Source organism: Pseudomonas sp. GZD-209, from assembly GCF_049310485.1.
In the GTDB taxonomy this organism is placed as follows: domain Bacteria; phylum Pseudomonadota; class Gammaproteobacteria; order Pseudomonadales; family Pseudomonadaceae; genus Aquipseudomonas; species Aquipseudomonas sichuanensis.
Window position 1 is genome coordinate 97,287 of record NZ_JBMOWQ010000026.1, and the last position, 25,333, is coordinate 122,619.

24 protein-coding genes and 1 tRNA gene are annotated in these 25,333 nt (G+C 62.9%); 20 read left to right on the plus strand and 5 right to left on the minus strand.

All coding sequences use genetic code 11. The features are described from left to right. Positions 1-578 precede the first annotated feature (578 nt). Positions 579-998, plus strand: a complete 420-nt coding sequence (locus ACO6VM_RS04685) for an HIT family protein (protein ID WP_125859824.1) — start codon at positions 579-581, stop codon at positions 996-998. Positions 999-1,001: 3 nt separating this feature from the next. Continuing rightward, on the plus strand, positions 1,002-1,208 hold the full coding sequence (locus ACO6VM_RS04690; protein ID WP_258642829.1) for a SlyX family protein: 207 nt from the start codon (positions 1,002-1,004) through the stop codon (positions 1,206-1,208). A gap of 18 nt (positions 1,209-1,226) precedes the next feature. Here the strand turns inward: ACO6VM_RS04690 and ACO6VM_RS04695 are convergent, their stop codons facing one another. Then, positions 1,227-1,817: a cold-shock protein gene (locus ACO6VM_RS04695; protein ID WP_110992347.1), complete on the minus strand. Its 591-nt coding sequence runs from the start codon at positions 1,815-1,817 to the stop codon at positions 1,227-1,229. A gap of 302 nt (positions 1,818-2,119) precedes the next feature. On the opposite strand from ACO6VM_RS04695, the gene ACO6VM_RS04700 reads away from it, so the two are divergent. The 18 genes from ACO6VM_RS04700 (at position 2,120) to ACO6VM_RS04785 (ending at position 15,681) form a co-directional block, all read left to right on the plus strand. Continuing rightward, complete coding sequence (locus ACO6VM_RS04700; protein ID WP_016392255.1) at positions 2,120-2,593, plus strand: Dps family protein; 474 nt, start codon at positions 2,120-2,122, stop codon at positions 2,591-2,593. A gap of 183 nt (positions 2,594-2,776) precedes the next feature. Next, complete coding sequence (locus ACO6VM_RS04705; protein WP_401056655.1) at positions 2,777-3,115, plus strand: ribbon-helix-helix domain-containing protein; 339 nt, start codon at positions 2,777-2,779, stop codon at positions 3,113-3,115. Positions 3,116-3,207: 92 nt separating this feature from the next. Further along, positions 3,208-3,429, plus strand: a complete 222-nt coding sequence (locus ACO6VM_RS04710) for an FmdB family zinc ribbon protein (RefSeq protein WP_003254776.1) — start codon at positions 3,208-3,210, stop codon at positions 3,427-3,429. A gap of 94 nt (positions 3,430-3,523) precedes the next feature. Further along, positions 3,524-5,299 (plus strand): aspartate--tRNA ligase, encoded by a 1,776-nt coding sequence (aspS, locus tag ACO6VM_RS04715; protein ID WP_401056654.1) that lies wholly within the window; start codon positions 3,524-3,526, stop codon positions 5,297-5,299. Between the two features lie 99 nt (positions 5,300-5,398). Beyond that, entirely contained in the window at positions 5,399-6,151 is a 753-nt protein-coding gene (locus ACO6VM_RS04720) for a YebC/PmpR family DNA-binding transcriptional regulator (protein ID WP_125465145.1), read from the plus strand. 122 nt (positions 6,152-6,273) lie between these two features. Next, positions 6,274-6,798 carry a crossover junction endodeoxyribonuclease RuvC gene (ruvC, locus tag ACO6VM_RS04725; RefSeq protein WP_110992344.1) on the plus strand — a complete coding sequence of 175 codons (525 nt, stop codon included), beginning with the start codon at positions 6,274-6,276 and terminating at the stop codon, positions 6,796-6,798. A 108-nt stretch (positions 6,799-6,906) separates the two neighbouring features. Continuing rightward, on the plus strand, positions 6,907-7,524 hold the full coding sequence (ruvA, locus tag ACO6VM_RS04730; RefSeq protein ID WP_422402828.1) for a Holliday junction branch migration protein RuvA: 618 nt from the start codon (positions 6,907-6,909) through the stop codon (positions 7,522-7,524). Then, positions 7,521-8,567, plus strand: coding sequence for a Holliday junction branch migration DNA helicase RuvB (ruvB, locus tag ACO6VM_RS04735; protein ID WP_110992342.1), 1,047 nt, complete (start codon positions 7,521-7,523; stop codon positions 8,565-8,567). The genes ruvA and ruvB overlap by 4 nt, the downstream gene beginning before the upstream one ends. 125 nt (positions 8,568-8,692) lie before the next feature. Further along, complete coding sequence (gene ybgC, locus ACO6VM_RS04740; RefSeq protein ID WP_110992341.1) at positions 8,693-9,145, plus strand: tol-pal system-associated acyl-CoA thioesterase; 453 nt, start codon at positions 8,693-8,695, stop codon at positions 9,143-9,145. A gap of 2 nt (positions 9,146-9,147) precedes the next feature. Next, positions 9,148-9,843, plus strand: a complete 696-nt coding sequence (tolQ, locus tag ACO6VM_RS04745) for a protein TolQ (protein ID WP_125465142.1) — start codon at positions 9,148-9,150, stop codon at positions 9,841-9,843. 14 nt (positions 9,844-9,857) lie between these two features. Continuing rightward, a complete protein-coding gene (tolR, locus tag ACO6VM_RS04750) occupies positions 9,858-10,310 on the plus strand; it encodes a protein TolR (RefSeq protein WP_110992339.1) in 453 nt (150 codons plus the stop codon). Further along, the gene (gene tolA, locus ACO6VM_RS04755; RefSeq protein WP_125465141.1) at positions 10,310-11,386 is read left to right on the plus strand and encodes a cell envelope integrity protein TolA; all 1,077 of its coding nucleotides are present in this window, start codon (positions 10,310-10,312) and stop codon (positions 11,384-11,386) included. Before tolR ends, tolA begins: the two co-directional genes overlap by 1 nt. Before the next feature lie 47 nt (positions 11,387-11,433). Then, positions 11,434-12,684, plus strand: coding sequence for a Tol-Pal system beta propeller repeat protein TolB (gene tolB / locus ACO6VM_RS04760; protein WP_218575553.1), 1,251 nt, complete (start codon positions 11,434-11,436; stop codon positions 12,682-12,684). A 54-nt stretch (positions 12,685-12,738) separates the two neighbouring features. Next, entirely contained in the window at positions 12,739-13,236 is a 498-nt protein-coding gene (gene pal, locus ACO6VM_RS04765; protein WP_008090230.1) for a peptidoglycan-associated lipoprotein Pal, read from the plus strand. A 6-nt stretch (positions 13,237-13,242) separates the two neighbouring features. After that, positions 13,243-14,052, plus strand: coding sequence for a tol-pal system protein YbgF (ybgF, locus tag ACO6VM_RS04770; protein ID WP_125859816.1), 810 nt, complete (start codon positions 13,243-13,245; stop codon positions 14,050-14,052). A gap of 160 nt (positions 14,053-14,212) precedes the next feature. Continuing rightward, a complete protein-coding gene (gene queE, locus ACO6VM_RS04775) occupies positions 14,213-14,860 on the plus strand; it encodes a 7-carboxy-7-deazaguanine synthase QueE (protein WP_401056648.1) in 648 nt (215 codons plus the stop codon). A 10-nt stretch (positions 14,861-14,870) separates the two neighbouring features. Then, on the plus strand, positions 14,871-15,545 hold the full coding sequence (gene queC, locus ACO6VM_RS04780; protein WP_401056646.1) for a 7-cyano-7-deazaguanine synthase QueC: 675 nt from the start codon (positions 14,871-14,873) through the stop codon (positions 15,543-15,545). A gap of 60 nt (positions 15,546-15,605) precedes the next feature. Continuing rightward, positions 15,606-15,681 (plus strand) — tRNA-Lys (locus tag ACO6VM_RS04785). A 108-nt stretch (positions 15,682-15,789) separates the two neighbouring features. On the opposite strand, the gene ACO6VM_RS04790 is transcribed toward ACO6VM_RS04785, so the two are convergent. The 4 genes from ACO6VM_RS04790 to ACO6VM_RS04805 all read right to left on the minus strand — a co-directional run bounded on the left by ACO6VM_RS04790 (position 15,790) and on the right by ACO6VM_RS04805 (position 25,294). Further along, positions 15,790-17,091 carry a TolC family protein gene (locus tag ACO6VM_RS04790; RefSeq protein ID WP_401056644.1) on the minus strand — a complete coding sequence of 434 codons (1,302 nt, stop codon included), beginning with the start codon at positions 17,089-17,091 and terminating at the stop codon, positions 15,790-15,792. Position 17,092: 1 nt separating this feature from the next. After that, complete coding sequence (locus tag ACO6VM_RS04795; RefSeq protein WP_401056642.1) at positions 17,093-18,424, minus strand: HlyD family type I secretion periplasmic adaptor subunit; 1,332 nt, start codon at positions 18,422-18,424, stop codon at positions 17,093-17,095. Continuing rightward, entirely contained in the window at positions 18,421-20,136 is a 1,716-nt protein-coding gene (locus tag ACO6VM_RS04800; RefSeq protein WP_401056641.1) for a type I secretion system permease/ATPase, read from the minus strand. Before ACO6VM_RS04800 ends, ACO6VM_RS04795 begins: the two co-directional genes overlap by 4 nt. Positions 20,137-20,287: 151 nt before the next feature. Continuing rightward, complete coding sequence (locus tag ACO6VM_RS04805) at positions 20,288-25,294, minus strand: beta strand repeat-containing protein (RefSeq protein WP_401056639.1); 5,007 nt, start codon at positions 25,292-25,294, stop codon at positions 20,288-20,290. Positions 25,295-25,333: the final 39 nt, after the last annotated feature.

Consider the following 25,333-nt stretch of genomic DNA (forward strand, 5'->3'; position numbering starts at 1 on the left):
TATTTCCATGTCGCAAATCACGCCCTGTTTAGTTGGGCGTACAACGCCAGCGCTGTTGTCAAGCCATCAAGAGTGCGTAATCACAAAGTTGTGGCCTGAAAACTCCCTGGTGGATCCGATGCCGCTGTTGTTATTTGTCGCGTCCACCCGACGATGCAGGTGTCGTGCCGACTTGGCGTCAAACGAATGCAACAAGCGTGCTCAAAATCACGAACGTTTGATGAAATTTTCACAGTTGCCGAAGCGGTATGGTGGAAATCACCGTAAACACGGGGCGGCGCCTGTCTTATGGTGTGCCACGGATCAATGTCTTGCTTGTCGTCAACAGTTGCCTTCAAAGTCAAGGTGTTACCCGACACTGTTGATCCTGCGTGTTTTGTGTGAAGAAAGTGTGGTGCCGCGGTGACGATTGGCATCATTTTGGTGCGAAAAGTAGCGTGGTGTTACCGTCATCGGCTCAAACGGGGGCGCGTACCGGTTGGGCGTATGTCCTCACTGATGTGGCAAAAGTGGAAGCAGGGTATCCTTCGCCCCTGTTTTCGCCCTGTGGGGCGTCATTGTTTTTCAGGAGGTACGCCGTGTTCACTCTCGATTCGCGCCTGCAGCAGGATTCCCTGGTGCTGGGCGACCTGCCGCTATGCCGCTTGCTGTTGAGCAAGGATGCCAACTACCCCTGGTTCATCCTGGTGCCGCGTCGTGCCGACATCAGCGAGCTTTTCGACCTCGAAGAGGTTGATCAGCAGCAGCTCTGGCAGGAAACCAATGCCTTGGCCGAAGCGTTGAAGGATGCCTTTGCTGCCGACAAGATGAACGTTGCCACGCTCGGTAACGTTGTCAGCCAGTTGCACATGCATGTCATCGTCCGTCGCCACGGCGATGCCGCCTGGCCTGCGCCGGTGTGGGGCAAGGTGCCGGCCATCGACTATGCGCCGGAACAGGTGGAAGGCATTCGCCAGCGCGTGCGTGCGCTGCTCGGTGAAAGCTTCAAGGAGGCCTGAGGCATGTCGCTGGAAATGCAGATCGTCGAGCTCCAAACCCGGCAGGCGTTCCAGGATGACACCATCCAGGCGCTGAATGACGTGGTGGTCGAACAGGGGCGGGTGATCGAGCGCCTGCAATTGCAGGTGGCCGAGTTGATCAAGCGTTACGAAGAGATGGTCGGCCAGTACGGCAGCGAGGGAGAGGAGGCTCCGCCGCCTCATTATTGAGGACGGCGGAGTCTGTGGTCAGCGGCGCGAGACCGCGACCACGTCTTCGGCCTGCAGGCCCTTGTCACGGTGCATCACCGAGAACTCCACGCGCTGGCCTTCGACCAGGACACGGTGGCCTTCGCCACGGATGGCGCGAAAGTGCACGAAGATATCGTCACCGGTATCGCGGGAGATGAAGCCGAAGCCCTTTGAGGTATTGAACCACTTCACCGTACCGGTATCGCGCAGGCCCGCGTCTTGCGCTACGCCCTGGCTGCGGGCTTTGCGTGGCGTGCGGGCAAAACCTGCCGCCAGGTGCAGGGCGCTGGCGAGGATGGCGCAGGCCAGTGCGGGCAGGCTGCCCAGTTCCGGGCGTGCCAGCAACGTGAGCGTCTGCAGGGCTACGGCCAGTACCAGCAGGATGCTGGTCGCGCGCTGCAATTGCTGACGCATGCCGTTGTAATACAGCGGCAGGGCCGGGGCCAGGATCAGGTTGAGCAGCCCGAGCAAGGCCAGGTATACGGCCTCGGGTTGTTGCAGCAGGGGTGTGGCGTCGGTTCTGAGGCTGGGTATGAGCGATAGCAGCAAGGCAGCCACGCCCGTCACCAGATGGACGATCTTGAACATTTGATTTGGCTCGCATTGATAAGGCCGATCACAGGATGAGCTGGCTGCACGGTGCGCGTGAGGTGTAAGCGCAAAAACGTGACAGGCCAGCCTATGCACCCGGCAATAACAATCCGCACGGGTGGCACGCTGCCTATTTAACAGCAAAGGCGCAGGCATCTCAAACCGCGTGCGCCGGCTGGCGGTCGCGGCCGGCGTGGCGAGGAATCTCTTGCTAGGGTTTGTAGGGTTGTCGCGCAGGCACGTTTCGCAGTGACTGGCGCCCGCCTGATCAACCAGGTCTATAAGGAGAGGGGAACGTCATGGCAATCGATATCGGTATCAGTGAAGAAGATCGCAAGTCCATTGTCGAAGGGTTGTCCCGATTGCTGTCGGATACCTATGTGCTGTACCTGAAAACCCACAATTTCCACTGGAACGTCACCGGGCCGTCGTTTCGCACCCTGCACCTGATGTTCGAGGAGCAGTACAACGAGTTGGCACTGGCGGTGGATTCCATTGCCGAACGCATCCGTGCGCTGGGTTTTCCCGCGCCGGGTTCCTATGCCTTTTATGCGCGCCATTCGTCGATCAAGGAGGAAGAGGGTGTACCCGTTGCTGATGAAATGATCCGGCAACTGGTGCAGGGTCAGGAGGCAGTGGTGCGCACCGCGCGCAGCATCTTCCCGGTGGTGGACAAGGTCAGCGACGAACCAACCGCTGACTTGCTCACCCAGCGCATGCAGGTGCATGAGAAAACAGCCTGGATGCTGCGGGTTTTGCTCGACGGGAAGTAATTGCTGCTTGACCCTTGCGCAAGCATTGAAGGCGGAGGGCCGCGCCAGTGAGTGTGCGGTGCCCTGTTGGTTTCGAGGGAAGGCTTTGCCGCTGCTATCCGCATGCGTGTCGGCGCTTCATTGATGTCATGGGCCCCGTCCGGAGCGACGGACGGGGATGATTCGTGACGATGGAGCGAAGCGATGTACGGTGTTACGCAAGGGGTAAATGCTGGGAGCAGGCAAGGGCAGGGGGGTGGTCGGCCGCGCATTGACCCGTTCAAGGTGGATTTCGACATGCAGCAGGCTGGGCCGGTGTCGCGTTCGGTGCGGCTCAATGGTTTTGCAACCTGCCTGCGCCTGGAGGCGGTCTACTGGCGGATCCTTGAGCGGATTGCCCAGGCCAATCGGTGTTCGGTGAGCGCTGTGCTGTCCTATGTGGATCGTGAGGTGCACCTGCGCCATGGCGGGGTGAGGAACTTCAGTGGCCTGATCCGGGTGATCTGCGTGGCATGGCTGCAGGATGCGCCGGATTCACACTGATCGCCGGGCGGGCTGCACTGCTCCGGTTAACCATATATAATCCCGCTCTTTGCTGCCGTGGGCAGCCTGCAATGTGGTTGACGAGAGACACCATGCCCCTTTACGACTATCAATGTGCATCCTGCGAACACCGCATGGAGGTGTTGCAGAAGATCAGTGCCGCGCCGCTGACCGATTGCCCGGCGTGTCAGGCCCCGGCATTGAAGAAGCTGCTGTCGGTCCCCGGCTTTCGCCTGAGTGGCAACGGCTGGTACGAGACCGATTTCAAGACCGGGGCAAAAAAGAATCTGGCAGGCGGCGACAAGGCCGACTGAGTTGAATTGCACCGACCGGGTCTTGCAGTATTAGCCCCTTGGGCGGCGAAGACCTCCACCGAATACACGAATCACGAGAAGCGAAACCACGACCATGATGCGCAGCCATTATTGCGGCCAACTGAACGAGAGCCTGGACGGCCAGGAAGTCACCCTTTGCGGCTGGGTCCATCGTCGTCGCGACCACGGCGGGGTGATCTTCCTCGATATCCGTGACCGCGAAGGCATGGCCCAGGTCGTATTCGACCCGGATCGCGCCGAAACCTTCGCCGCCGCCGACCGCGTGCGCAGCGAATACGTGGTGCAGATCACCGGCAAGGTGCGCAAGCGTCCGGACGGCGCGGTAAACGCCAACATGGCCTCCGGCGCCATCGAAATCCTCGGCTACCAGCTGACCGTGCTCAACGAAGCCGAAACGCCGCCGTTCCCGCTGAACGAATACTCCGACGTTGGCGAGGAAACCCGTCTGCGTTACCGCTTCATCGACCTGCGTCGCCCGGAGATGGCCGAGAAGCTGCGCCTGCGTTCGCGCATCACCACCAGCATCCGCCGCTTCCTCGACGAAAATGGCTTCCTTGACGTCGAGACGCCGATCCTGACCCGCGCCACCCCGGAAGGCGCCCGCGACTACCTGGTGCCGAGCCGCACCCACGCTGGCAGCTTCTTCGCCCTGCCGCAGTCGCCGCAGCTGTTCAAACAGCTGCTGATGGTTGCGGGCTTCGACCGCTACTACCAGATCGCCAAGTGCTTCCGTGACGAAGACCTGCGTGCCGACCGCCAGCCGGAATTCACCCAGATCGACATCGAGACCAGCTTCCTCGACGAATCCGAGATCATGGGCCTCACCGAAAGCATGATCCGCAAGCTGTTCAAGGAAGTGCTGGATCTGGAGTTCGGTGAATTCCCGCACATGACCTTCGAAGAGGCCATGCGTCGCTACGGTTCCGACAAGCCCGACCTGCGCAACCCGCTGGAACTGGTTGACGTTGCCGACCAGCTGAAGGACGTGGACTTCAAGGTGTTCGCCGGCCCGGCAAACGACCCTAAATGCCGCGTCACCGCCCTGCGCGTGCCAGGCGGCGCGAGCATGCCGCGCAGCAAGATCGACGAGTACACCAAGTTCGTCGGCATCTACGGTGCCAAGGGCCTGGCTTACATCAAGGTCAACGAGCGCGCCAAGGGTGTCGAAGGCCTGCAGTCGCCGATCGTCAAGAACATCCCCGAGGCCAACCTCAACAACATCCTCGATCGCGTGGGTGCGGTCGACGGCGACATCGTGTTCTTCGGCGCCGACAAGTTCAAAGTCGTCAGCGAAGCCCTGGGCGCACTGCGTATCCGCCTGGGCCACGATTTCGAACTGCTGACCTGCGAGTGGGCCCCAATGTGGGTCGTCGACTTCCCGATGTTCGAAGAGAACGAAGACGGCAGCTTCACCGCACTGCACCACCCGTTCACCGCACCGAAATGCTCGCCGGAAGAGCTGGAGGCCAACCCGGCCACCGCACTGTCCCGTGCTTACGACATGGTGCTCAACGGCACCGAACTGGGTGGCGGCTCGATCCGTATCCACCGCAAAGAAATGCAACAGGCGGTCTTCCGTCTGCTGGGTATCGAGGCGGCGGAACAGGAAGAGAAGTTCGGCTTCCTGCTCGACGCCCTGAAATTCGGTGCGCCGCCTCACGGTGGCCTGGCCTTCGGTCTGGACCGTCTGGTCATGCTGATGACCGGCGCCCAGTCGATCCGTGAAGTGATCGCCTTCCCGAAAACCCAGAGCGCCGCGTGCGTGATGACCCAGGCCCCTGGCCTGGTCGACGCCAAGGCCCTGCGCGAGCTGCACATCCGTCTGCGCGAGCAGACCAAGGTCGAGTAAGTACGACCTCGGGCGCATCGGTAGCGCTGCGCCCACGTATTCCACGCGTTCCGCCCTTCGGGGCGGAACCTGTTTCTGTTTCAAGGATTTGGAGTCGTTATGGCTGGTCATTCCAAGTGGGCGAACATCAAGCACCGCAAAGAGCGCCAGGATGCCAAGAGAGGCAAGATCTTCACCAAGTGGATCCGCGAGCTGACCGTCGCCGCCAAGCAAGGCGGTGGTGATCCGGCTTCCAACCCGCGTCTGCGCCTGGCGCTGGACAAGGCCCTGGGTGCCAACATGAGCCGCGATATCATCGATCGCGCCGTGGCCCGGGGTGCCGGCACCAATGAAAGCGACAACGTCGAAGAGCTCAGCTATGAAGGTTACGGCCCGGGTGGCGTGGCGATCATGGTCGAAGCCATGACCGACAACCGCAACCGGACCGCCGCGGCCGTGCGCCATGCCTTCACCAAGTGCGGTGGCAACCTGGGCACCGACGGTTCGGTGGCCTACCTGTTCGAGCGCAAGGGGCAGATCAGCTTCGCCGCAGAACTGGCCGTTGACGAAGATGCGCTGATGGAAGCCGCGATGGAGGCCGATGCCGACGACGTGGTGGTCAACGACGACGGCTCCTTCGATGTGTTCACCTCGTTCAACAGCTTCTACGCGGTACGTAATGCGCTGGAAGAGGCGGGCTTCAAGGCGTCGGATGCCGAGATCGTGATGCAGCCGACCACCAGTGCCGAGCTTGATCAGGAGGGCGCCGAGAAGGTGCTGAAGCTGATCGACATGCTCGAGGACCTGGACGACGTGCAGAACGTCTACTCCAATGCACAGATCTCCGACGAGATCATGGAAGCACTGGGCTGATAGTTTCGGCGACAGGCGCTATCGCGGGGCAAGCCCGCTCCCACGCGGCTTTTGCATGCGCGCTGTGGGAGCGGGCTTGTCCCGCGCTAGGGCCGGCAAATTCGTAAATATCTGTAGGCGTTATGACTCTGATTCTTGGTATCGACCCCGGTTCGCGCATCACCGGCTTCGGTGTGGTCCGGCAGACTGCGCGCGGCTGCGAGTACGTCGCCTCGGGCTGTATTCGCACCGGTGATGGCGAGCTGCACGATCGGCTGCTCGTCGTCTTTCGCGGCGTCAGCGAGATCATTCGCCAGCACGGCCCGGTGACCATGGGTATCGAGCGGGTGTTCATGGCGCGCAATGCCGATTCGGCACTCAAGCTGGGGCAGGCGCGCGGTGCCGCGATCGTTGCCGCCGCAGAAGCGGGCCTGGAGATCGCCGAATATACCGCCAGCCAGGTCAAACAGGCGGTAGCGGGCACCGGTGGGGCCAACAAGGACCAGGTGATGTTGATGGTCATGCACCTGCTCAAGCTCACCCAAAAGCCGCAAGTCGACGCCTCCGATGCGCTGGCCATCGCCCTGTGCCATGCCCATACCCGGTCCAGCCTGATTCCCCATGGTTTGACCACGGCGCGGCGGCGCGGCGGGCGCTTGCGTCTGTAACCGCTTCATGCGCTGATACATATTTTGTCCGGGTGACCCGTTCGCCCTAAGCATTTGCTGATAGGGTTGTGCGGTTTCTGACCGGCGCCCCAGAGAAAGGATCGGAACGTGATTGGACGTTTGCGCGGCACCCTGGCGGAAAAACAGCCGCCGCACCTGATTGTCGACGTCAATGGCCTGGGCTACGAGCTCGAAGTGCCGATGACCACCCTTTATCGCCTGCCAAAGGTGGGGGAGGTCGTGACCCTGCATACCCACCAGGTGGTGCGTGAAGATGCCCACCTGCTGTATGGCTTCGCTGAAAAGCGCGAGCGTGAACTGTTCCGTGAGCTGATCCGGCTCAATGGCGTTGGCCCGAAGCTGGCGCTGGCGTTGATGTCCGGGCTTGAAGTCGACGATCTGGTGCGCTGTGTGCAGGCACAGGACGCCGCCGTGCTGGTGCGCGTGCCGGGCGTCGGCAAGAAGACCGCCGAGCGCCTGCTGGTCGAGCTCAAGGACCGCTTCAAGGCCTGGGAAACCTCGCCGGCGATGTTCGCCCTGGTGTCCGATGGCCCGCTACCTGTGGCCAGCGTCAACACCTCCGAGGCGGACGCGGTCAGTGCGCTGGTGTCGCTGGGCTACAAGCCGCAGGAGGCCAGCAAGGCCATTTCCGCCATCGAAGGCAAGGCCAACCTCAGCAGTGAAGAACTGATCCGTCGCAGCCTCAAAGGGATGATTACCAAGTGATCGAGACCGACCGCCTGATTGCCGCCTCCGGACGTGACCGTGAAGAGGTCCAGGACCGCGCAATCCGTCCGCTGCGCCTGGAGGAATACATCGGCCAGCCGGTGGTGCGCGAGCAGATGGCGCTGTTCATCCAGGCTGCGCGCGGTCGCAACGAGTCCCTCGACCATACCCTGATCTTCGGCCCGCCAGGCCTGGGCAAGACCACGCTGGCCAATATCATCGCCCACGAAATGGGCGTTTCGGTGAAGAGCACCTCGGGGCCGATCCTTGAGCGCCCGGGCGACCTGGCGGCGATGCTCACCAATCTGGAACCGCACGATGTGCTGTTCATCGACGAAATTCACCGCTTGTCGCCGGTGGTCGAGGAAGTGCTGTATCCAGCAATGGAAGACTTCCAGTTGGACATCATGATCGGAGAGGGGCCGGCTGCGCGCTCGATCAAGCTCGATCTGCCACCCTTCACCCTGGTCGGCGCCACCACCCGCGCTGGCATGCTGACCAACCCCCTGCGTGACCGTTTCGGTATCGTCCAGCGCCTGGAGTTCTACAGCGATCGGGACCTGGCGACCATCGTCAGCCGTTCGGCCGGCATTCTCGGGTTGTCGATCGAGGATACCGGTGCGTTCGAGATCGCCCGCCGTGCGCGCGGTACCCCGCGTATTGCCAACCGCCTGTTGCGCCGCGTGCGTGACTACGCCGAGGTGCGCGGCAAGGGTGAAATCACCAAGGCCGTGGCGGACATGGCGCTCAACCTGCTGGACGTCGACGAGCGTGGTTTCGACCATTCCGACCGACGCCTGCTGCTGACCATGATCGAGAAGTTCGACGGTGGCCCGGTGGGCGTGGACAACCTGGCCGCGGCGATCAGCGAAGAGCGCCATACCATCGAAGACGTGCTGGAGCCGTACCTCATCCAGCAAGGCTATATCATGCGCACTCCGCGAGGCCGCGTGGTGACTCGCCACGCCTACCTGCATTTCGGCCTGAACATTCCCGGGCGTTTCTGTGAAGGCGGGGAATATTCCGCGCAGGACGACGAATGACAGATCGAACCGGCGATTTCGTGGTCCTACCGCAGGCATGCCCACCAAACGCTGGCAATACGACATTAACCCGGCAAAAACAGTTGCCTGGGCGGATTGGCAAGTTCAGGAGTAAGCACTAGAGTATGCGCGCGCAAAATGGGCTGGAACCGTTCGCACACCGCTGTCGCGTCTACTACGAGGATACCGACGCGGGTGGGGTGGTGTATTACGTCAATTACCTCAAGTTCATGGAGCGAGCGCGTACCGAGCGCCTGCGTCACCTGGGCTTTTCCCAGGCGCAACTGGCGGGTGACAATCTTCTGTTCGTCGTGCACTCCAGCGAAGCGCGCTACCACGCGCCGGCGCGGCTGGACGACGAATTGCGGGTAACCGCGCAAGTGCTTGAATTGAATCGCGCCAGCCTGCGCTTCGTGCAGCAGGTATGGCGAATAAAGGATGAAGTGCTGCTCTGTGAGGGGCAGTTCCTTGTGGCCGCCGTGCGTGCCGACACTTTCAAGCCCCGGGCCATTCCCCCAGAACTGCGCGATGCGTTCCTGGCGGACGGTACGGGTACTCAATCCAACGCAGGAGAATAAGCGTGGAAGCAAACGTCGTCGACCATACCTCCATGTGGAGCCTGGTCGCCAATGCCAGCGTCGTGGTTCAGCTGGTAATGCTCACCCTGGTGGCCGCTTCGGTCATGTCCTGGGTCATGATCTTCCAGCGCAGCACCATGCTGCGTGCCGGTCGTCGTGCCCTGGATGCCTTCGAGGAGCGCTTCTGGTCGGGTATCGACCTGTCCAAGCTGTACCGCCAGGCCGGCAGCAACCCGGACCCGGACTCGGGCGTCGAGCAGGTATTCCGTGCCGGCTTCAAGGAATTCTCGCGCCTGCGCCAGCAGCCGGGTGTCGACCCGGACGCCGTGATGGAAGGCGTTGGCCGTGCGATGCGCGTTGCCATCTCCCGTGAAGAAGAGAAGCTCGAGCAGAGCTTGCCGTTCCTGGCCACCGTCGGCTCCACCAGCCCGTACATCGGCCTGTTCGGTACCGTCTGGGGCATCATGAACTCGTTCCGCGGCCTGGCCAGCGCCCAGCAGGCGACCCTCGCCACCGTGGCCCCCGGTATCGCCGAGGCCCTGATTGCCACCGCGATCGGCCTGTTCGCCGCGATCCCGGCGGTCATCGCCTACAACCGCTTTGCCGCACGCAGTGAAGTACTGATTGGTCGTTACTACACCTTCGCCGATGAGTTCCAGGCGATCCTGCACCGCAAAGTACACACCAGCGAAGAGTGATCAGGTAGAAACCCATGGCCCGAGTTCGCCACAAACGCAAGCCGGTCGCCGAGATGAACGTGGTGCCCTACATCGACGTGATGCTGGTGCTGCTGGTCATCTTCATGGTGACCGCCCCCATGCTCAACCAGGGCGTGAAAGTAGACCTGCCCAAGGTGTCCAGCGAGGCCCTGCCGCAGGACAACAATGTCCAGATCCTGACCATCTCGATCAAGGCCGACAAGACTTACTTCTGGAACCTCGGCAGCGAAGTCGACACCGACAAGCAGATGGACAAGGCCATGACCTTGCCGGAAATGACCAGCGCGGTGACCAAGATCATTGCCGCCGGTCGCGACCAGGGCAAGCAGACCCAGGTCTTCATTCGTGGCGACAAGTCCGTCGACTACGGCGCGGTCATGGGTGCCATGGGCGGGTTGCAGAAGGCCGGTGTCGGTAACGTTGGCCTGATTACCGAGGCGCCCTGATGCAGCAGCGAGAGCCATCCGCCTCGGAAAGCTACTTCTGGCCCAGTGTCTGGGCCATCGGCCTGCATGTGCTGGTGTTCGGCATGCTGTTCGTCAGTTTTGCCATGACGCCTGAGCTGCCACCTTCCAAGCCGATCGTCCAGGCCACGCTCTACCAGCTCAAGTCCAAGAGCCAGGCGACCACCCAGACCAATCAGAAGATTGCCGGGGAAGCGAAGAAGACCGCGTCGCGTCAGACCGAGGTCGAGCAGCTGGAGCAGAAGAAGGTCGAGCAGGAAGCCGTGAAGGCTGCGGAACAAAAGAAAGCCGACGCTGCTCAAAAAGCTGAGGAAGCCCGCGAAGCCGCCGAGGCCAAGAAAGCCGAAGAGGCCGCCAAGGCGACCGAGCAGAAGAAAGCCGCAGAAGCCAAGAAGGCGGAAGAAGCGAAGAAGGCGGCTGAAAAACAGCAGGCCGACATCGCCAAGAAGAAGGCTGAAGAAGAGGCGAAGAAGCAGGCCGAAGAAGAGGCCAAGAAACAGGCAGCGGAAGAGGCGAAGAAGAAAGCCGCCGAAGACGCGAAGAAAAAAGCAGCCGAGGACGCCAAGAAGAAAGCGGCGGCCGAGGAGGCGAAGAAAAAGGCAGCTGAAGAGGCCAAGAAAAAGGCCGCTGCAGACGCCCAGAAGAAAAAAGCACAGGAAGCGGCCCGCAAATCGGCGGAAGACAAGAAGGCTCAGGCACTTGCCGAGCTGCTGTCCGACACCACCGAGCGCCAGCAGGCGCTGGCCGATGAGCAGGGTGACCAGGTAGCCGGTGATTTCGACGACCTGATCCGTATGCGAGCAGCCGAAGGCTGGGCGCGTCCGCCCTCTGCGCGCAAGGGCATGACGGTAGTTCTGCAGATCAACATGTTGCCGGACGGTACCCTCACCAACGTGAGCGTGGCCAAATCCAGCGGCGACGGCCCGTTCGACAGCTCGGCCGTGGCCGCGGTGAAGAACATTGGTCGGTTGACCGAGATGCAGGGCTTGAAGCCGAACGAATTCAATCCGTATCGTTCATTCAAGATGACATTTACACCTGAGGATCTAGCGTTGTGATTAAACGTCTGAGAGGACTCCTGGTCTTGCTCTGCTGCGTGGCAGGCATGGCCATGGCGGAGGAAAAGAACATCCTGGTCACCAGCGGCAGCGACCGGGCAACCCCAATTGCAGTAGTGCCCTTCGGCGTGCAGGGCGGCAGCGTGCTGCCCGAGGACATGGCCGATATCATTGGCAATGACCTGCGCAACTCCGGCTACTATTCGCCGATTCCGAAGCAGAACATGATCAGCCAGCCTACCCAGGCCAGCGAAGTCATCTTCCGTGACTGGAAAGCACTGGGCGCGCAGTACGTCATGGTCGGCAGCATCGTGCCTGCCGGTGGCCGCCTGCAGGTCAGCTATGCGCTGTTCAACGTCGCCACCGAGCAGCAAGTGCTGACCGGTAGCGTCGCGGGTGGTGTCGATCAGCTGCGTGACATGTCCCACTACATCGCCGACCAGTCGTTCGAGAAGCTCACCGGCATCAAGGGTGCGTTCTCCACTCGCATGCTGTACGTGACCGCCGAGCGTTTCTCGACCAACAACACCCGTTACACCCTGCAGCGTTCGGACTACGACGGCGCCCGCGCGGTGACCCTGCTGCAGTCGCGCGAGCCGATCCTGTCGCCGCGCTTCGCCCCGGATGGCAAGCGCATCGCCTACGTGTCGTTCGAGCAGAAGCGTCCGCGCATCTTCGTCCAGCACATCGATACCGGCCGCCGTGAGCAGGTCACCAACTTCGAAGGCCTGAACGGCGCTCCAGCCTGGTCGCCCGACGGTACTCGCCTGGCGTTCGTGTTGTCGAAGGACGGTAACCCGGACATTTATGTGATGAACGTCGCCTCGCGTCAGATCAGCCGTGTCACCGCCGGCCCCGGTATCAATACCGAGCCGTTCTGGGGCAAGGATGGCAACACCCTTTACTTCACTTCCGACCGTGGCGGCAAGCCGCAGATCTACAAACAGTCGGTTAGTGGCGGTGGTGCCGAGCGGGTAACTTTCGTGGGCAACTACAACGCCAACCCGAAACTGTCGGCGGATGAAAAGACCCTGGTGATGATCCATCGCCAACAAGGTTTCACCAACTTCAAAGTGGCTGCCCAGGATCTGCAACGCGGAAGTGTAAAGATTCTCACCGAGACCAGTCTTGATGAGTCTCCCACTGTTGCGCCAAACGGCACCATGCTAATCTACGCCACCCGCCAGCAGGGCCGGGGAGTCTTGATGCTCGTGTCGCTTAACGGCCGCGTGAGGCTCCCACTTCCTACCGCTCAAGGCGAAGTCAGAGAACCGTCCTGGTCCCCTTACCTGAACTGATTGCGGCGTAACACGTTTTGCTTAACACATTGGGGTTTCATTAGGAGTTTCAAGATGGAAATGCTGAAGTTTGGTAAATTCGCTGCGCTGGCTCTGGCCATGGCCGTAGCTGTAGGTTGCTCCTCGAAAGGCGGCGACAACGCTGGTGAAGGCGCTGTTGATCCGAACGCTGGCTACGGTGCCAACACTGGCGCTGTTGACGGCTCCCTGAGCGAAGAAGCCGCCCTGCGCGCAATCACCACCTTCTACTTCGAATACGACAGCTCGGACCTGAAGCCAGAAGCCATGCGCGCTCTGGACGTTCACGCCAAGGACCTGAAGTCCAACGGCAACCGCGTTGTCCTGGAAGGCAACACCGACGAGCGCGGCACCCGCGAGTACAACATGGCTCTGGGTGAGCGTCGTGCCAAGGCCGTTCAGCGCTACCTGGTTCTGCAGGGCGTTTCCCCTGCTCAGCTGGAACTGGTCTCCTACGGCGAAGAGCGTCCAGTTGCCACCGGCAACGACGAGCAGTCCTGGGCTCAGAACCGTCGCGTAGAACTGCGTAAGTAAGTTCCTATGCGTATGTGCCGCCGTGTAGTAACCGTCCTCGCACTCAGCCTGCCCCTTTCGGCGTGGGCTGCGGTTCCCGTAGTAGATGACAACGCAGGTGGTTTGCCACCCGCGGGTTATGGCACGAGCGGCGCCTATGCCGGAGCAGGGGCTTCGGCCCCTGCTTCTGCAAACGGCCAGCTGTTCATGCAGCTGCAGCAGATGCAGGACCAGATTTCCCGCCAGCAAGGCATCATCGAAGAGCTGCAGAACGATGTGTCGCGCATGAAGCAGGAAAACCTTGAGCGCTATCAGGAACTGGACCGCCGCATTGGCAGCGGAACGGCACCTGCCGCGACTCCCGATAATTCCTCCACCGGTGGTGCGAACAACGCAGCCACGGGTGCCGCCGCCGGCGCCAGCGCCGCGCAGCCACCGGCCGCCAGCAGCGAGCCGGGTGATCCGGCGAAAGAAAAGCTCTATTACGACGCCGCTTTCGACCTGATCAAGCAGAAGGACTTCGACAAGGCCAGCCAGGCCTTCAACGCCTTCCTGCGCAAGTACCCCAACAGCCAGTACGCCGGTAACGCGCAATACTGGCTGGGTGAAGTGAACCTCGCCAAAGGCGACCTGCAGGGTGCCAGCCAGGCCTTTGCCAAGGTCAGCCAGCTGTATCCGCAGCACAACAAGGTGCCGGATTCGCTCTACAAGCTGGCCGACGTCGAGCGCCGCCTGGGCCACACCGACAAGGTCAAGGGCATTTTGCAGAAGGTGGTCACTGACTACCCTAAAACCACCGCCGCCAAACTGGCCGAGCGTGACCTGCAAAAGCTCTGAGTCAATGCTTCATGAAGAAACCCGCGCCTGTCGCGGGTTTTTTCGTTAGAATCATTGCCCTTTTTTCGTAAACACGCTGCTGCGGATAACGCCATGTCGAGTCCGCGACAGTGCCTGACGGAGGCGGACAGCCTGTTTAGCTGTCACGCCCGTGGCGATCATGCAAGATACATTACGCATCACCGAAGTCTTTTACTCGTTGCAGGGTGAAACGCGAACGGCTGGGCTGCCCACGGTATTCGTGCGCCTGACCGGTTGCCCCCTGCGCTGCCAATACTGCGACAGTGCCTATGCCTTCAGCGGCGGCACTCTGCGTAGCCTCGATTCGATTCTCGAGCAGGTAGCCGGCTTCAAGCCGCGCTATGTCTGTGTTACCGGCGGCGAGCCTTTGGCCCAGCCTAATGCGCTGCCGCTGCTGCGCAGCCTGTGCGATGCCGGTTACGAGGTTTCGCTGGAAACCAGCGGCGCTCTCGATATCAGCGGCGTCGATACCCGGGTCAGCCGCGTGGTCGATCTGAAGACGCCAGGCTCCGAAGAGTCGCACCGTAACCGCTACGAGAACATCGAGCTGCTGACCCGCAACGATCAGGTCAAGTTCGTTATCTGCTCGCGCGAAGACTACGACTGGGCTGTCTCCAAGCTGATCCAGTACAACCTGGCCGAGCGTGCTGGCGAAGTGCTGTTCTCGCCCAGCCACCATCAGGTGAAAGCCTCCGACCTGGCTGACTGGATCGTCGCCGACAACCTGCCCGTGCGTTTCCAGTTGCAGTTGCACAAGCTGCTGTGGAACGACGAACCTGGACGCTGAGAGAAAAGACATGACTGAAAAACGCGCGGTAATCCTGCTCTCTGGTGGCCTCGATTCGGCCACCGTGGTAGCCATGGCCAAGGCTGAAGGCTACGCCTGCTACACCATGAGCTTCGACTATGGCCAGCGCCATCGTGCCGAGCTCGAAGCCGCGGCGCGGGTCGCCCGTGACCTGGGCGTGGTCGAGCACAAGGTGATTGGCCTGAACCTGAACGGCATCGGCGGCTCGGCCCTGACCGACAGCAGCATCGACGTGCCGGAAGCGCCAAGCGAAGGCATCCCGGTAACCTACGTGCCGGCGCGCAACACCGTGTTCCTCTCGCTGGCGCTCGGCTGGGCCGAAGTGCTTGAGGCGCGCGACATCTTCATTGGTGTCAATGCGGTGGACTATTCCGGTTACCCGGACTGCCGCCCCGAGTTCGTCGAGGCCTTCGAGCGCATGGCCAACCTGGCCACCAAGGCCGGGGTCGAAGGGCAGGGCTTCCGCATCCAGGCGCCGCTGCAGAACCTGAGCAAGGCGCAGATTGTCCAGGCCGGTATCGCTCGCGGTGTCGACTACAGCCTGACCGTGTCCTGCTATCAGGCCGATGACGCTGGGCGCGCCTGTGGCAAGTGCGACAGCTGCCGCCTGCGTGCCGATGGCTTCCGTGCAGCCGGTGTAGCGGACCCGACCCGTTATTTTTAAAAAAATGCGGATGGGGTGTTGATTTCTCCTGAGAAATCAGTAATATACGCGCCATCCAACGGGTCGTTAGCTCAGTTGGTAGAGCAGTTGGCTTTTAACCAATTGGTCGTAGGTTCGAATCCTACACGACCCACCATATTGCAGTACGAAAAGCCCGCCTTCATGGCGGGCTTTTTCGTTTGCGCAATTCGTCGGCGGGGCGCGGCCGGCAGGGGCAGCTGTTCGCCCCATGCCGGCCAGGGATTCACGGCTCAACCAGCCAGTCGTTGGCGCGGCGGATGTCGCTGTCGGTCAACTGGCCCCGCCAGCGGTGCAGGGTCAGCAGGCTGGTGATGAAGCGATACTGGGCCTGCAAGTGGTCGCGACGGGCACGGTACTCCTCGCGAATGTTGTACAGCACATCGGTGCTGGTACTCACGCCGTAGGTCACCCCTTTTCTGGACGACTCGGTCGCCAGCGCTGCTGACTGCACGGCGTTGCGTGAAGCCTTGATGCGTTCCAGTTCGGCATTCATGGTGAGGTAGGCAGTGCCCGTCTCGCGCCTGACTTCCCGGCGCAACGCTTCAAGCTCCTGCTCGGCCGCATCGCGATCGCCTTCGCCACTGGCCACCCGGGCGCTGGTGGAGCCGCCGCTGTACAGGGGGACCTGCAGGTCGAGCGACGCGACGTAGTTGTCTGAGCGGGGCGTCAGCGTGCCCTCATAGCCGATGTCACTGCGCAGCGCGGTCAGGTTCAGCCCCAGGCGCGGCAGATGCCCGGCCTTGGCCTCGGCGACTGCGGCCTGTGCGGCATCGACGCTGCGCTCGCGTGCCTGGATGCCCGGGTTGTCGCGCAGCGCACTTTGCTCCCAGTACTCCCGCGATTGTGGCGGCAAGCTGAAGCTCGGGTTCTCGGCGATGCGCTTGAACGGCTCCTGCACGTCACGCCCCACCAGTTCGGAAATCGCTTCGCGGGCCACGGCCACCCGGTTCACCGCCTCGATCTGATCGGCAAGCAGGTTGTCGACCCGGGCATGCATGCTCTGGGTGTCCTGGCGGGTCGCCATGCGATGGGCATACAGCGCGTCCAGCTGTTTGCTGTTGTCCTCGGTGGCCTTGAGCTCGGCACGGACCAGTGCCAGCTCATCCTCGGCAGCCAGCACGGCGAAGTAGCGCTCGGCCAGGTCGATGGTGGCCTGGATACGGGTATCCTGCGCCTCGAAACTGCGCTGACGGGCAAGCTGCTGGAATTTCTGGTAGCTGCGCCATACCTGTGGGTCGTAGATCACCTGGCTGAGGGCCATGGCCATCCGCCTGCCGTTGTATTCCGTACGGCTCAGGTCATCGTCGCGTCGGCTGCGGTTGAAGCTGCCGCTGGCACTGACCTGCGGCAGCATCTGGCCAAGGGCTTCGCGCTCGCGGCCTTCGCCGCTGCGCACCACCGCGTTGGCGCGTAGCACCCGTGGGTCGGCGCTGGCGGCTTCCTGCTGCAATTGCCACAGGTCGGTGGCGTCTGCAGCCAGGGCCGCACTCGGCAGGCTCAGGCAGAGGAGGATCAGGTACTTCATCTCAATCCTCGATCAGCGAGCGGGCGAAGGCGTTGCTGGCCGGCTGCAGCAGATACTGGAGCAGGGTGCGCGCGCCGGTGTTGATCAACACTTCGGCCGGCATGCCCGGCAGCAGCGACAGCTGGCCGAGGGCCTGGCGGCCGTTGTCGGTGAGGGCGACCCGCCCAAGGTAGTAGGCAGTGCCGGTATCCTTGTTGACCAGGCGGTCGGCCGACACCTGAACCAACTGGCCCTCGATCACCGGGGTGGTGCTGCTCTTGAAGGCGCTGAAGCGGATATTGGCCAGTGTGCCGACCCCGATGCGATCGATGTCCACGGGTGAGATCTGCGCTTCGACGATCAGTTCTTCGTTGGCCGGCACGATGTCCATCAGCGGGGTGCCGGGGCTGATCACACCGCCCAGGGTGTGCACGCTCAGGCCCATCACCATCCCTGCTTCCGGCGCCCGCACCTCGGTGCGCTTGTCGCGGTCCTGCACGGCGGCCAGGCGTTCACGCAGGTCGTAGATGCGCGTGCGGGTTTCACCCAACTGCTCGACCACTTCGCTGGCAAATGCCTTGTTCAACTGCAGGATCTTCAGTTGCGCCTCGGCAATCTGTTGCTCGGCCCGCGCCGAGTCGGCCCGCAGTTCGGCCAGTTGCGCCTTCATGTTGCCCAGGTCGCGCTGGCGTTCCTGCAGGCGCTGGCTGTCGACATAGCCCTGCTTGAGCAGGTCGTCCAGGCTGGCGATCTCGCTGTCGTAGCCCGGGATCAGGCGCTCTTTCTCGGCACGTATCGCCCGGTTGCCGCCGATCTGCACGCGGATCTGCTGGATGGTCTTTTCCTGCAGGGCGATTTCCCCTTGCAGAGCGGAACGCCGGGCCAGGAAGATGCGCGCCTCGCTTTCCTGTGCCTCGCGTGCCCGTGGGTCGTTGCTTTCGAGGAGCGGGCCGGCGACGGGGGCGGGAAGGGCGTCACGCTCGGCAATCAGCCGGCCTTCCAGTGCCAGTGCAGCGATCAGCTGGCTGCGCATCATTTCCGCTTCGGCGCGGGCCTGGGTGTTGTCCAGCACCAGCAGGACATCGCCGGCCTTGACCTGATCGCCATCGCGCACGCGCAGCTCACGCACGATGCCGCCTTCCAGGTGCTGCACGGTCTTGCGATAGCTCTTCACGGTGACCACGCCGGGCGCCAGCGCGGCGCTGTCCAGCGGCGCGAGGGCGGCCCAGCCACCGAACAGGCCGAAGGTCGCCAGCACGATCAGGTAGCCGATGCGTCGGGTCGGGCGATCGTCGATGGGCAGCGGTGCGTCGCTTGCCTGCGCTGCAGGCAGGGTATGGGTGTTCAGGTTCATGGTTGATTACCGTTTGCCTGCGCTGGTGCGTTCGCCGTGTTCTGCAGGTGGGCGAGCACCTTGTCGCGCGGGCCATACAGGCCCAGTTCACCCTGGTTGAGCACCAGCAGGCGGTCGACCGCTGCCAGCACGCCGGAGCGGTGAGTGATGACGAAAACCGTGGCACCGCTCTGCTTGAGCTTGTGCAGGGCCTGGGCAAGCTGCAGCTCGCCGCTTTCGTCGAGGTTGGAGTTCGGCTCGTCGAGCACCACCAGCCGCGGTTCGCGGTACAGCGCCCGGGCCAGGCCGACACGCTGGCGCTGGCCGCCGGAAAGGCCACCACCGTTGGCGCCGATCAGCGTGTCGTAGCCCTCGGGCAGGGCCAGGATCATCTCGTGCACCCCGGCCATGCGCGCGGCGGCGACCACCGCCGCAGCGTCCACCTGGCCAAAGCGTGAAATGTTCTCGCTGATGGTGCCTTCGAACAGCTCGATGTCCTGGGGCAGGTAGCCCAGGTGCGGGCCCAGCTCTTCGCGCGGCCATTGGCTGATATCGGCCGCGTCCAGGCGCACCGTGCCTGCCATGCCGGGCCAGATGCCCAGCAGGGCGCGGGCCAGGGTCGATTTACCAGCCCCGCTCGGGCCGATGATGCCCACCGTTTCGCCGGCGGGGACCTTGAAACTGAGGTTGCGGATCAGTGGGCTGCGGCTACCGGGTGCGGCCACCGCCAGGCCTTCCACGCTGATGGCGCCCTGGGGCGCCGGCAACGACATGCGTGCAGGTTCCGCGGCGATCTTCGCCAGCAGTTCGTGCAGCCGTGCGTACTGCCCGCGGGCGCCAACGAAGCCCTTCCACACGCCAATCAGCTGGTCGATCGGTGCCAGTGCCCGGCCCAGCAGGATGGAGCCTGCGATCATCAGGCCGGAGGAAATTTCGTGCTGCAGGGTCAGATAGGCGCCCAGGCCCAGTACCAGCGACTGCACGATCTGGCGAAAGGTGCGCGACACGGCGGTGATCGCCCCGGCGCGGTCGCTGGCCACGCTCTGCAGGCCGAGCACTTTGTAGGTGCGTGCACTCCAGCGCTGGCGCAGGTCACCAAGCATGCCCATCGACGCCACGACCTCGGCATTGCGCAGGCTCTTGTTGGTGAACGCGGTGGCGGCCATGTGCTCGCGGTTGGCGTTGAACAGCGGCGTCTTGGTCAAGTATTCGTTGAGCCAGGCCAGCAGGCCCAGCATCACCGCGCAGAGCACGCCCATCCAGCCATACCAGGGGTGGAACATGAACATCACCGCCAGGTAGATCGGAATCCACGGGGTGTCGAAGAAGGCGAACAGGCCATTGCCGGTGAGGAACTGGCGCAGGCTGCTCAGGTCGCTCAGCGGCTGGGCCGAGGCGCTCATCCCGCCGCTGTCCAGGGCCTGGCGGAAGCTGGCGTCGAACAGGCGGTTGCCGAGCAAGGTTTCCAGACGGGTGCTGATGCGCACCATGATCCGTGAGCGCACCCATTCCAGCGCGCCGAGGGTGCCCATGAGCAGCAGCATGATCAGCGTCAGCATCAGCAGCGTCGATTCGCTGGCGCTGCCGACGGCACGGTCGTAGACCTGCAGCATGTAGAAGGAAGGGACCAGCATGAGCAGGTTGACGAAGAAACTGAAGAAGCCGACCGAGAAGAAACTGGCCTTGCACGCGGCAAGCGCCTGTTCCAGTTCGGTCCGGGGGGATGATGCCATGGTTTTCTGCCTGAAAGCCGGGACGGGATGTTCCAGAGGGTCGGTACAGCGGCCGCAGCCCATCAGTGCCCACCGCGTACCGCGGGCAGCCGACACCAACAGGCATTGAAGGTGCCCGCCCCGGCGAACCGGGGCGGGCAGGGTGTGTACCTTACAGGGTCAGTTGATCCGGCGACAATGTCGTGATGCCCTGCAGCTTGATGGAGAAGTCCGGCGCGCCATCGGCATTGCTGTTGCCGTACACCACGATGTCGCCCCCTTCGACCGCATAGCGCAGTTGCTTGGCACCGGTGAACGCATCGAGGCCCACGAAGCTGTAGCCCTTGAGCGCCGACAGGTCGAGCTTGTCGTTGGCGCCGAAGCCGATGATCACATCCTGCTTTTCATTCAGGCCCATCTCGTTCAGTGCGTTGAACTTGAAGATGTCCTTGCCGGTGCCGCCGTGCATGATGTCGGTACCGAGCCCGCCGATCAGCACATTGGTACCGCCGTCGCCAGCGTGCAGGATGTCGTTGCCGGCGCCGCCGTTGAGCTCGTTGTTGCCGTTGCTGCCCCAGATTTCGTTGTTGGCCAGGTTGCCGATGAGCTTGATGTCGAGCTCGCCCAGCTTGCTCGCATCGAGGTTCTCCAGGTTGGCGCCGAGGGTGATCGAGGCGCTGCCCTTGAAGCTGGCGATGTCATTGGCGCCCATGCGCAGTTCGAGGGTGTCGGTGCCCTGGTTGGCCAGCTCGATGACAGTGTCCTCCAGGGCCACGGTGGCCTTGGTGCCCAGCCCTTTGCTCAGCAGGTCGACGATGTAGCGGTCATTGCCCGCACCGCCGGCCAGGGTGTCCACCTCCTTGCCGCCATCCAGGACATTGTCGGCCGCGTTCCCGGTGATGCTGTTGCGCAGGGTATTGCCCGTGCCGCTGGTGGCGCCGGCGAGCAGAATCAGGTTCTCGACGTTGTCGTCCAGGCTGTGGTCGACGGAAGACTTGACGGTGTCGATGCCTTCGTTGGCCAGCTCGACCACCTCGTCGTTGGCGTCATCGACGATGTAGGTGTCGTTGCCTTTGCCACCCTGGAGGGTGTCGGCACCGAGGCCGCCATCGAGGATGTTGGCCGCGGCGTTGCCGATGAGGGTGTTGGCCAGCCCGTTGCCGGTCAGGTTGATGGCCGCAGTGGAGTCGACGATGGCGTTCTCGATGTTGTCCGCCAGCAGGTAGCTGTTCTTGGCGTAGGACACCACGCGCACGGTGTCGGTGCCGGCCCCGAGGTTTTCCACCACCACGTCCTTGTCGCTGTAGACGTAGTAGGTGTCATCGCCGTCGCCACCTTCCAGCTGGTCGCCGCCGCCCTTGCCGTTGAGCGTGTCGTTGCCGTCGCCGCCGAGCAGCACGTTGCGCGCGGTATTGCCGGTCAGCAGGTTGTCAGCGGCGTTGCCGGTGATGTCGAACAGGCCGGTGCCGGTGACGGTCACGTTCTCGACGTTGGCCAGCGAGGCGATGTTGAGGTCGATCAGCTGGGCCTCGGTCTTGGACAGGTTGCGGTAGGTGATCTGCAGGGTGTCGTTGCCCTCGCTCTCAAACTCCTTCAGCAGCAGCAGTTCAGCGGCATCGTCGAGCACATAGGTGTCGTTGCCGTCGCCGCCGCGCAGGGAGTCGATGCCGGCCTTGCCGTCGAGCAGGTTGTCGCCGGCGTTACCGCGGATCTCGTTGTTGCCCGCGTTGCCGATGAGGCTGATGCCGAGTGTGCCCAGCAGGTGCGCATCGAGGTTTTCCAGGTTGGCGCCGAGGGTGATCGAAGCGCTGCCCTGGAAGTTGGCAAGGGCGTTGGCGTCCATGCGCAGCACCAGGGTGTCGTTGCCTTGGTTGGCCAGCTCGGTGATGCTGTCCTCCAGGGCCAAGGTTGCCTGTTTGCCGACGCCCTTGACCAGCAAGTCGCCGGCATAGGTGTCGTCACCCGTGCCGCCGACCAGGCTGTCGATGCCGCCGGCGCCATCCAGGGTGTCGTTGCCGGCACCGCCGTTGAGGGTGTTGCGGCCGCTGTTACCGAGCAGGTAATTGTCACCGGCGTTGCCGGTGCCGTTGATCGCGGCCGTGCCGGTCAGCTTGAGGTTTTCCAGGTTCGCGCCCAGGGTCCAGCTCAGCGAGGCGCGCACGGTGTCGGTGCCTTCGTCGCTGTTTTCGACTATCACATCCTTGAGGCTGTCGACCACGTAGGTGTCATCGCCCGTGCCGCCGACCAGGGTGTCGACGCCCGCGCCACCGTCGAGCAGGTCGTTGCCCGCGCCGCCGATGAGCAGGTCGTTGCCGCTGCCGCCTTGCAACTGATCGTCGCCGTCCTCGCCACGCAGGGTGACGCCGCCGGTACCGCTCCAGGTCAGGGTGTTGTCGCCCTGGTCGCCGGCCAGTTGCGCGGAATTGCCGTTGGCATCGAAGCGCTGGCTGTAGATGTCGCCGGAGAGGTTCTGCCCGTTGGGGCCACGCGCGTGGGACAGCGACTCCCAGGTGACGATGAAGCCGCCGTCGGCGGTTGCCGCAACCACTGGGAACAGGTCGTTGCTGCTGTCGCTGGTGATGAGCATCTGGCTGCCGACCTTGACGCCGTTCTTGTCGTAGACCTGCGCATACAGGTTGGCCGGGCCGCTGTGGGCGGCCTCGTCGGAGGTGGCCCAGCTGATCACGTAGCCGCCGCCGGACAGCGCGGTGATGGCGGGCTCGCCCTGGATCTCCTTGCTTGCGACATTGACCGGGGTTTCGCCGCCGAGCTTGGTGCCGGTGGCGCTGTAGCGCTGCATGAACACGTTGCCGCTGACCGGGTTCTCGTCCTTGTCGAACTTCATGCTGGTCCAGGCCACCACGTAGCTGCCATCGGTGAGCACCGCGACGTCGCCGCCGATCTGCTCGCCGGCCGTGCTGGTGTTGACCCGCACGTTGGCGCCCAAGGGGTTGCCATTGGCATCGTAGCGCTGCATGTAGATGTCGACGTCGTCGGTGGCGTCGTACTCGCGCTCCCAGACCACCACGAAACCGCCGCCGGGCAGGGCGTTGACACTGGGCTCGCTGGCGTAGATGGCATTGTCGACGGTGCCCTTGTCGACTTTCTGTGGCGTGCCGATCAGCGCATGCGATACCGGGTCGACCAGTTGCAGGAACAGCTCGGCGCCTTCCTGGTAGTGCGTGATACCGTTCTGGTCGACTTGAGCGTCCCTGAGCTCTTCGGACCAGGAGACCACCCAGGTGCCGTTGCTCAGCACGGTGACCGAAGCACCGTCCATGTAGACCATGGGGTTGGCGCTGTTCTGGGTATGCACGGTGACTGCGGCGCCGTCGAGCTGGCCGGTGCTGTCGTAGGCCTGGATCACCAGCTCGTAGCTGCCGGAGGCCCAGCCGATCAGGTAGCTGCCGTCCTTGCCGGCGCTGACGATCGGGTTGCTGCCAGTGACACCGTCGAGCAGGTCGTTCTTCACCAGGTCCTGCTGCTGGTCGTACTGCTGGCGGTGGATCTTGCCGTCCTGCTCCCAGACGATCACGTAGCCGCCATCGCTCAGGGTGGTGGAAGCCGGCTCCATGGAAATAGCCGTGCCGCGCTCGTTGGCGAAGCGGCCGCTGTCGACGGTGACGGTAGCGTCGTCGAAGCGGACCTGTTCGATGTCCACCAGGCCGGTGGTCTGCTGGCCCTTGACCGTGATGTTGCCGACCGCGTCGGTGGCAAAGCTGAAGTCGGCGAGGTTGCCGTCGAGCTGGGCGGTGTCATTGCCGGCATCGCCATCCAGGATCACGTCGTCGCTGCCGGCCCAATGCAGGGTGTTGTCCTGTGCGTCGCCGTGGATCACGGTGTTGATGGTGCCGACCAGCTTGCCTTCGGCGTTGACCTGCTGCAGGTGCAGGACGCTGTTGGCGCCGTCGCTGTTAACGTTGTTGGCCGATACTTCCCAGCTGACCAGCAGCGTGCCATCGCCGCGCACGCTGATGGCCGGGGCGTCCCACAACGTCTGGTTTTCAGCCGCCTGGCCGACCAGGATCGGCGCGTTGTCGATCGGGCTGCCATCGGCGTTGAAGCGTTGCAGGTAGACCTTCGCGCCGCCGACGGCGTATTCGTTCCAGGCCAGTACGTAGCCCTCGGGGGTGGCGAATGCGCTGGCGCCATTGATCGACTCGGCACTGACGACTTCGCCGCGGGCGCCCTGCGCCTGGAACTGCTTGTCGTACTGCTGGGTGTAGATGACGCGCTGCATGCCGCCGACGCCGCCCTGGTCCACCCAACTGACCAGAAAGCCCGAGTCGGTCTGGATGACATCGAAGTAGGTGGCGTTGAGGTAGGCGGAGGTCACCTGGTTCAGGTCCTGGGGAGTACCCAGCGGCTTGCCGTCGGCGCTGATCTGGGTGATGCGCAGCGTGGTGCTGTTCGAGATCAGCTGGCCGAAGGAGTCGTATTCAGGCTTTTCGAGGGTGTAGGTGAGCCATTGGGTGCTGCTGTTGTTGGTGCTGCCGGCCACGGTGAAGATCGCCACGTCATCGGCCTCGCCTTCATCGACATTGCCAGTCAGCAGTGTCTGCGCGGGTGCCGCCTTGCCGTTGGTGACCACCACGCCCTTGAGGTTGGCGAAAGATGGGGCCTGGAAGTTGTCGCCATCGTGGGTCTCGCCCCAGGTGACGATGTACTTGTTGTTGGCGAGCACGGTGACCTTGGCGTCTTCCAGCTCGTAGCCCGCGCTGGCGATCTTGACCGGGTTGCCGAGCTTGCTGCCGGCGGCGCTGAACAGCTGGGTGTACACCGTGGAGATGCCGCTGGCGTCGTTTTCCGAAGTCCAGGCCAGGATGAACTGGCCGTTGGGCAGTTCGGTCAGCGACGGGTCGTCGACTTCTTCGCTGGCGATCTCGGTGTGCTGCAGCAGTTCGCCCGTGGCGCTGTAGCGGTTGACCACGATGCCCTTGAAGTCGGCGTTTTCCGAGGACCAGGCCAGTACGTGGCCGTTGTCGGAGAGGGCGAGCATGCTCGGGCCATCGACGTGGCCTGAGGCAAGTTCGGTATCGTGCGTGCGGCTGAAGTCGAAATTGCCGCCAGGGAGCTGGGCGCTTTGCTTGCCGCTGCCTTCGAAGACCACCGTGGCGCCTTCCTTCACGACGATGTTGTCGTTGTCGTTGGCGAACGTGTACTGATCCAGGGTGCTCATAATCCTTTTCCTTGCATGATCTGCCTCGGCATGCGTGCC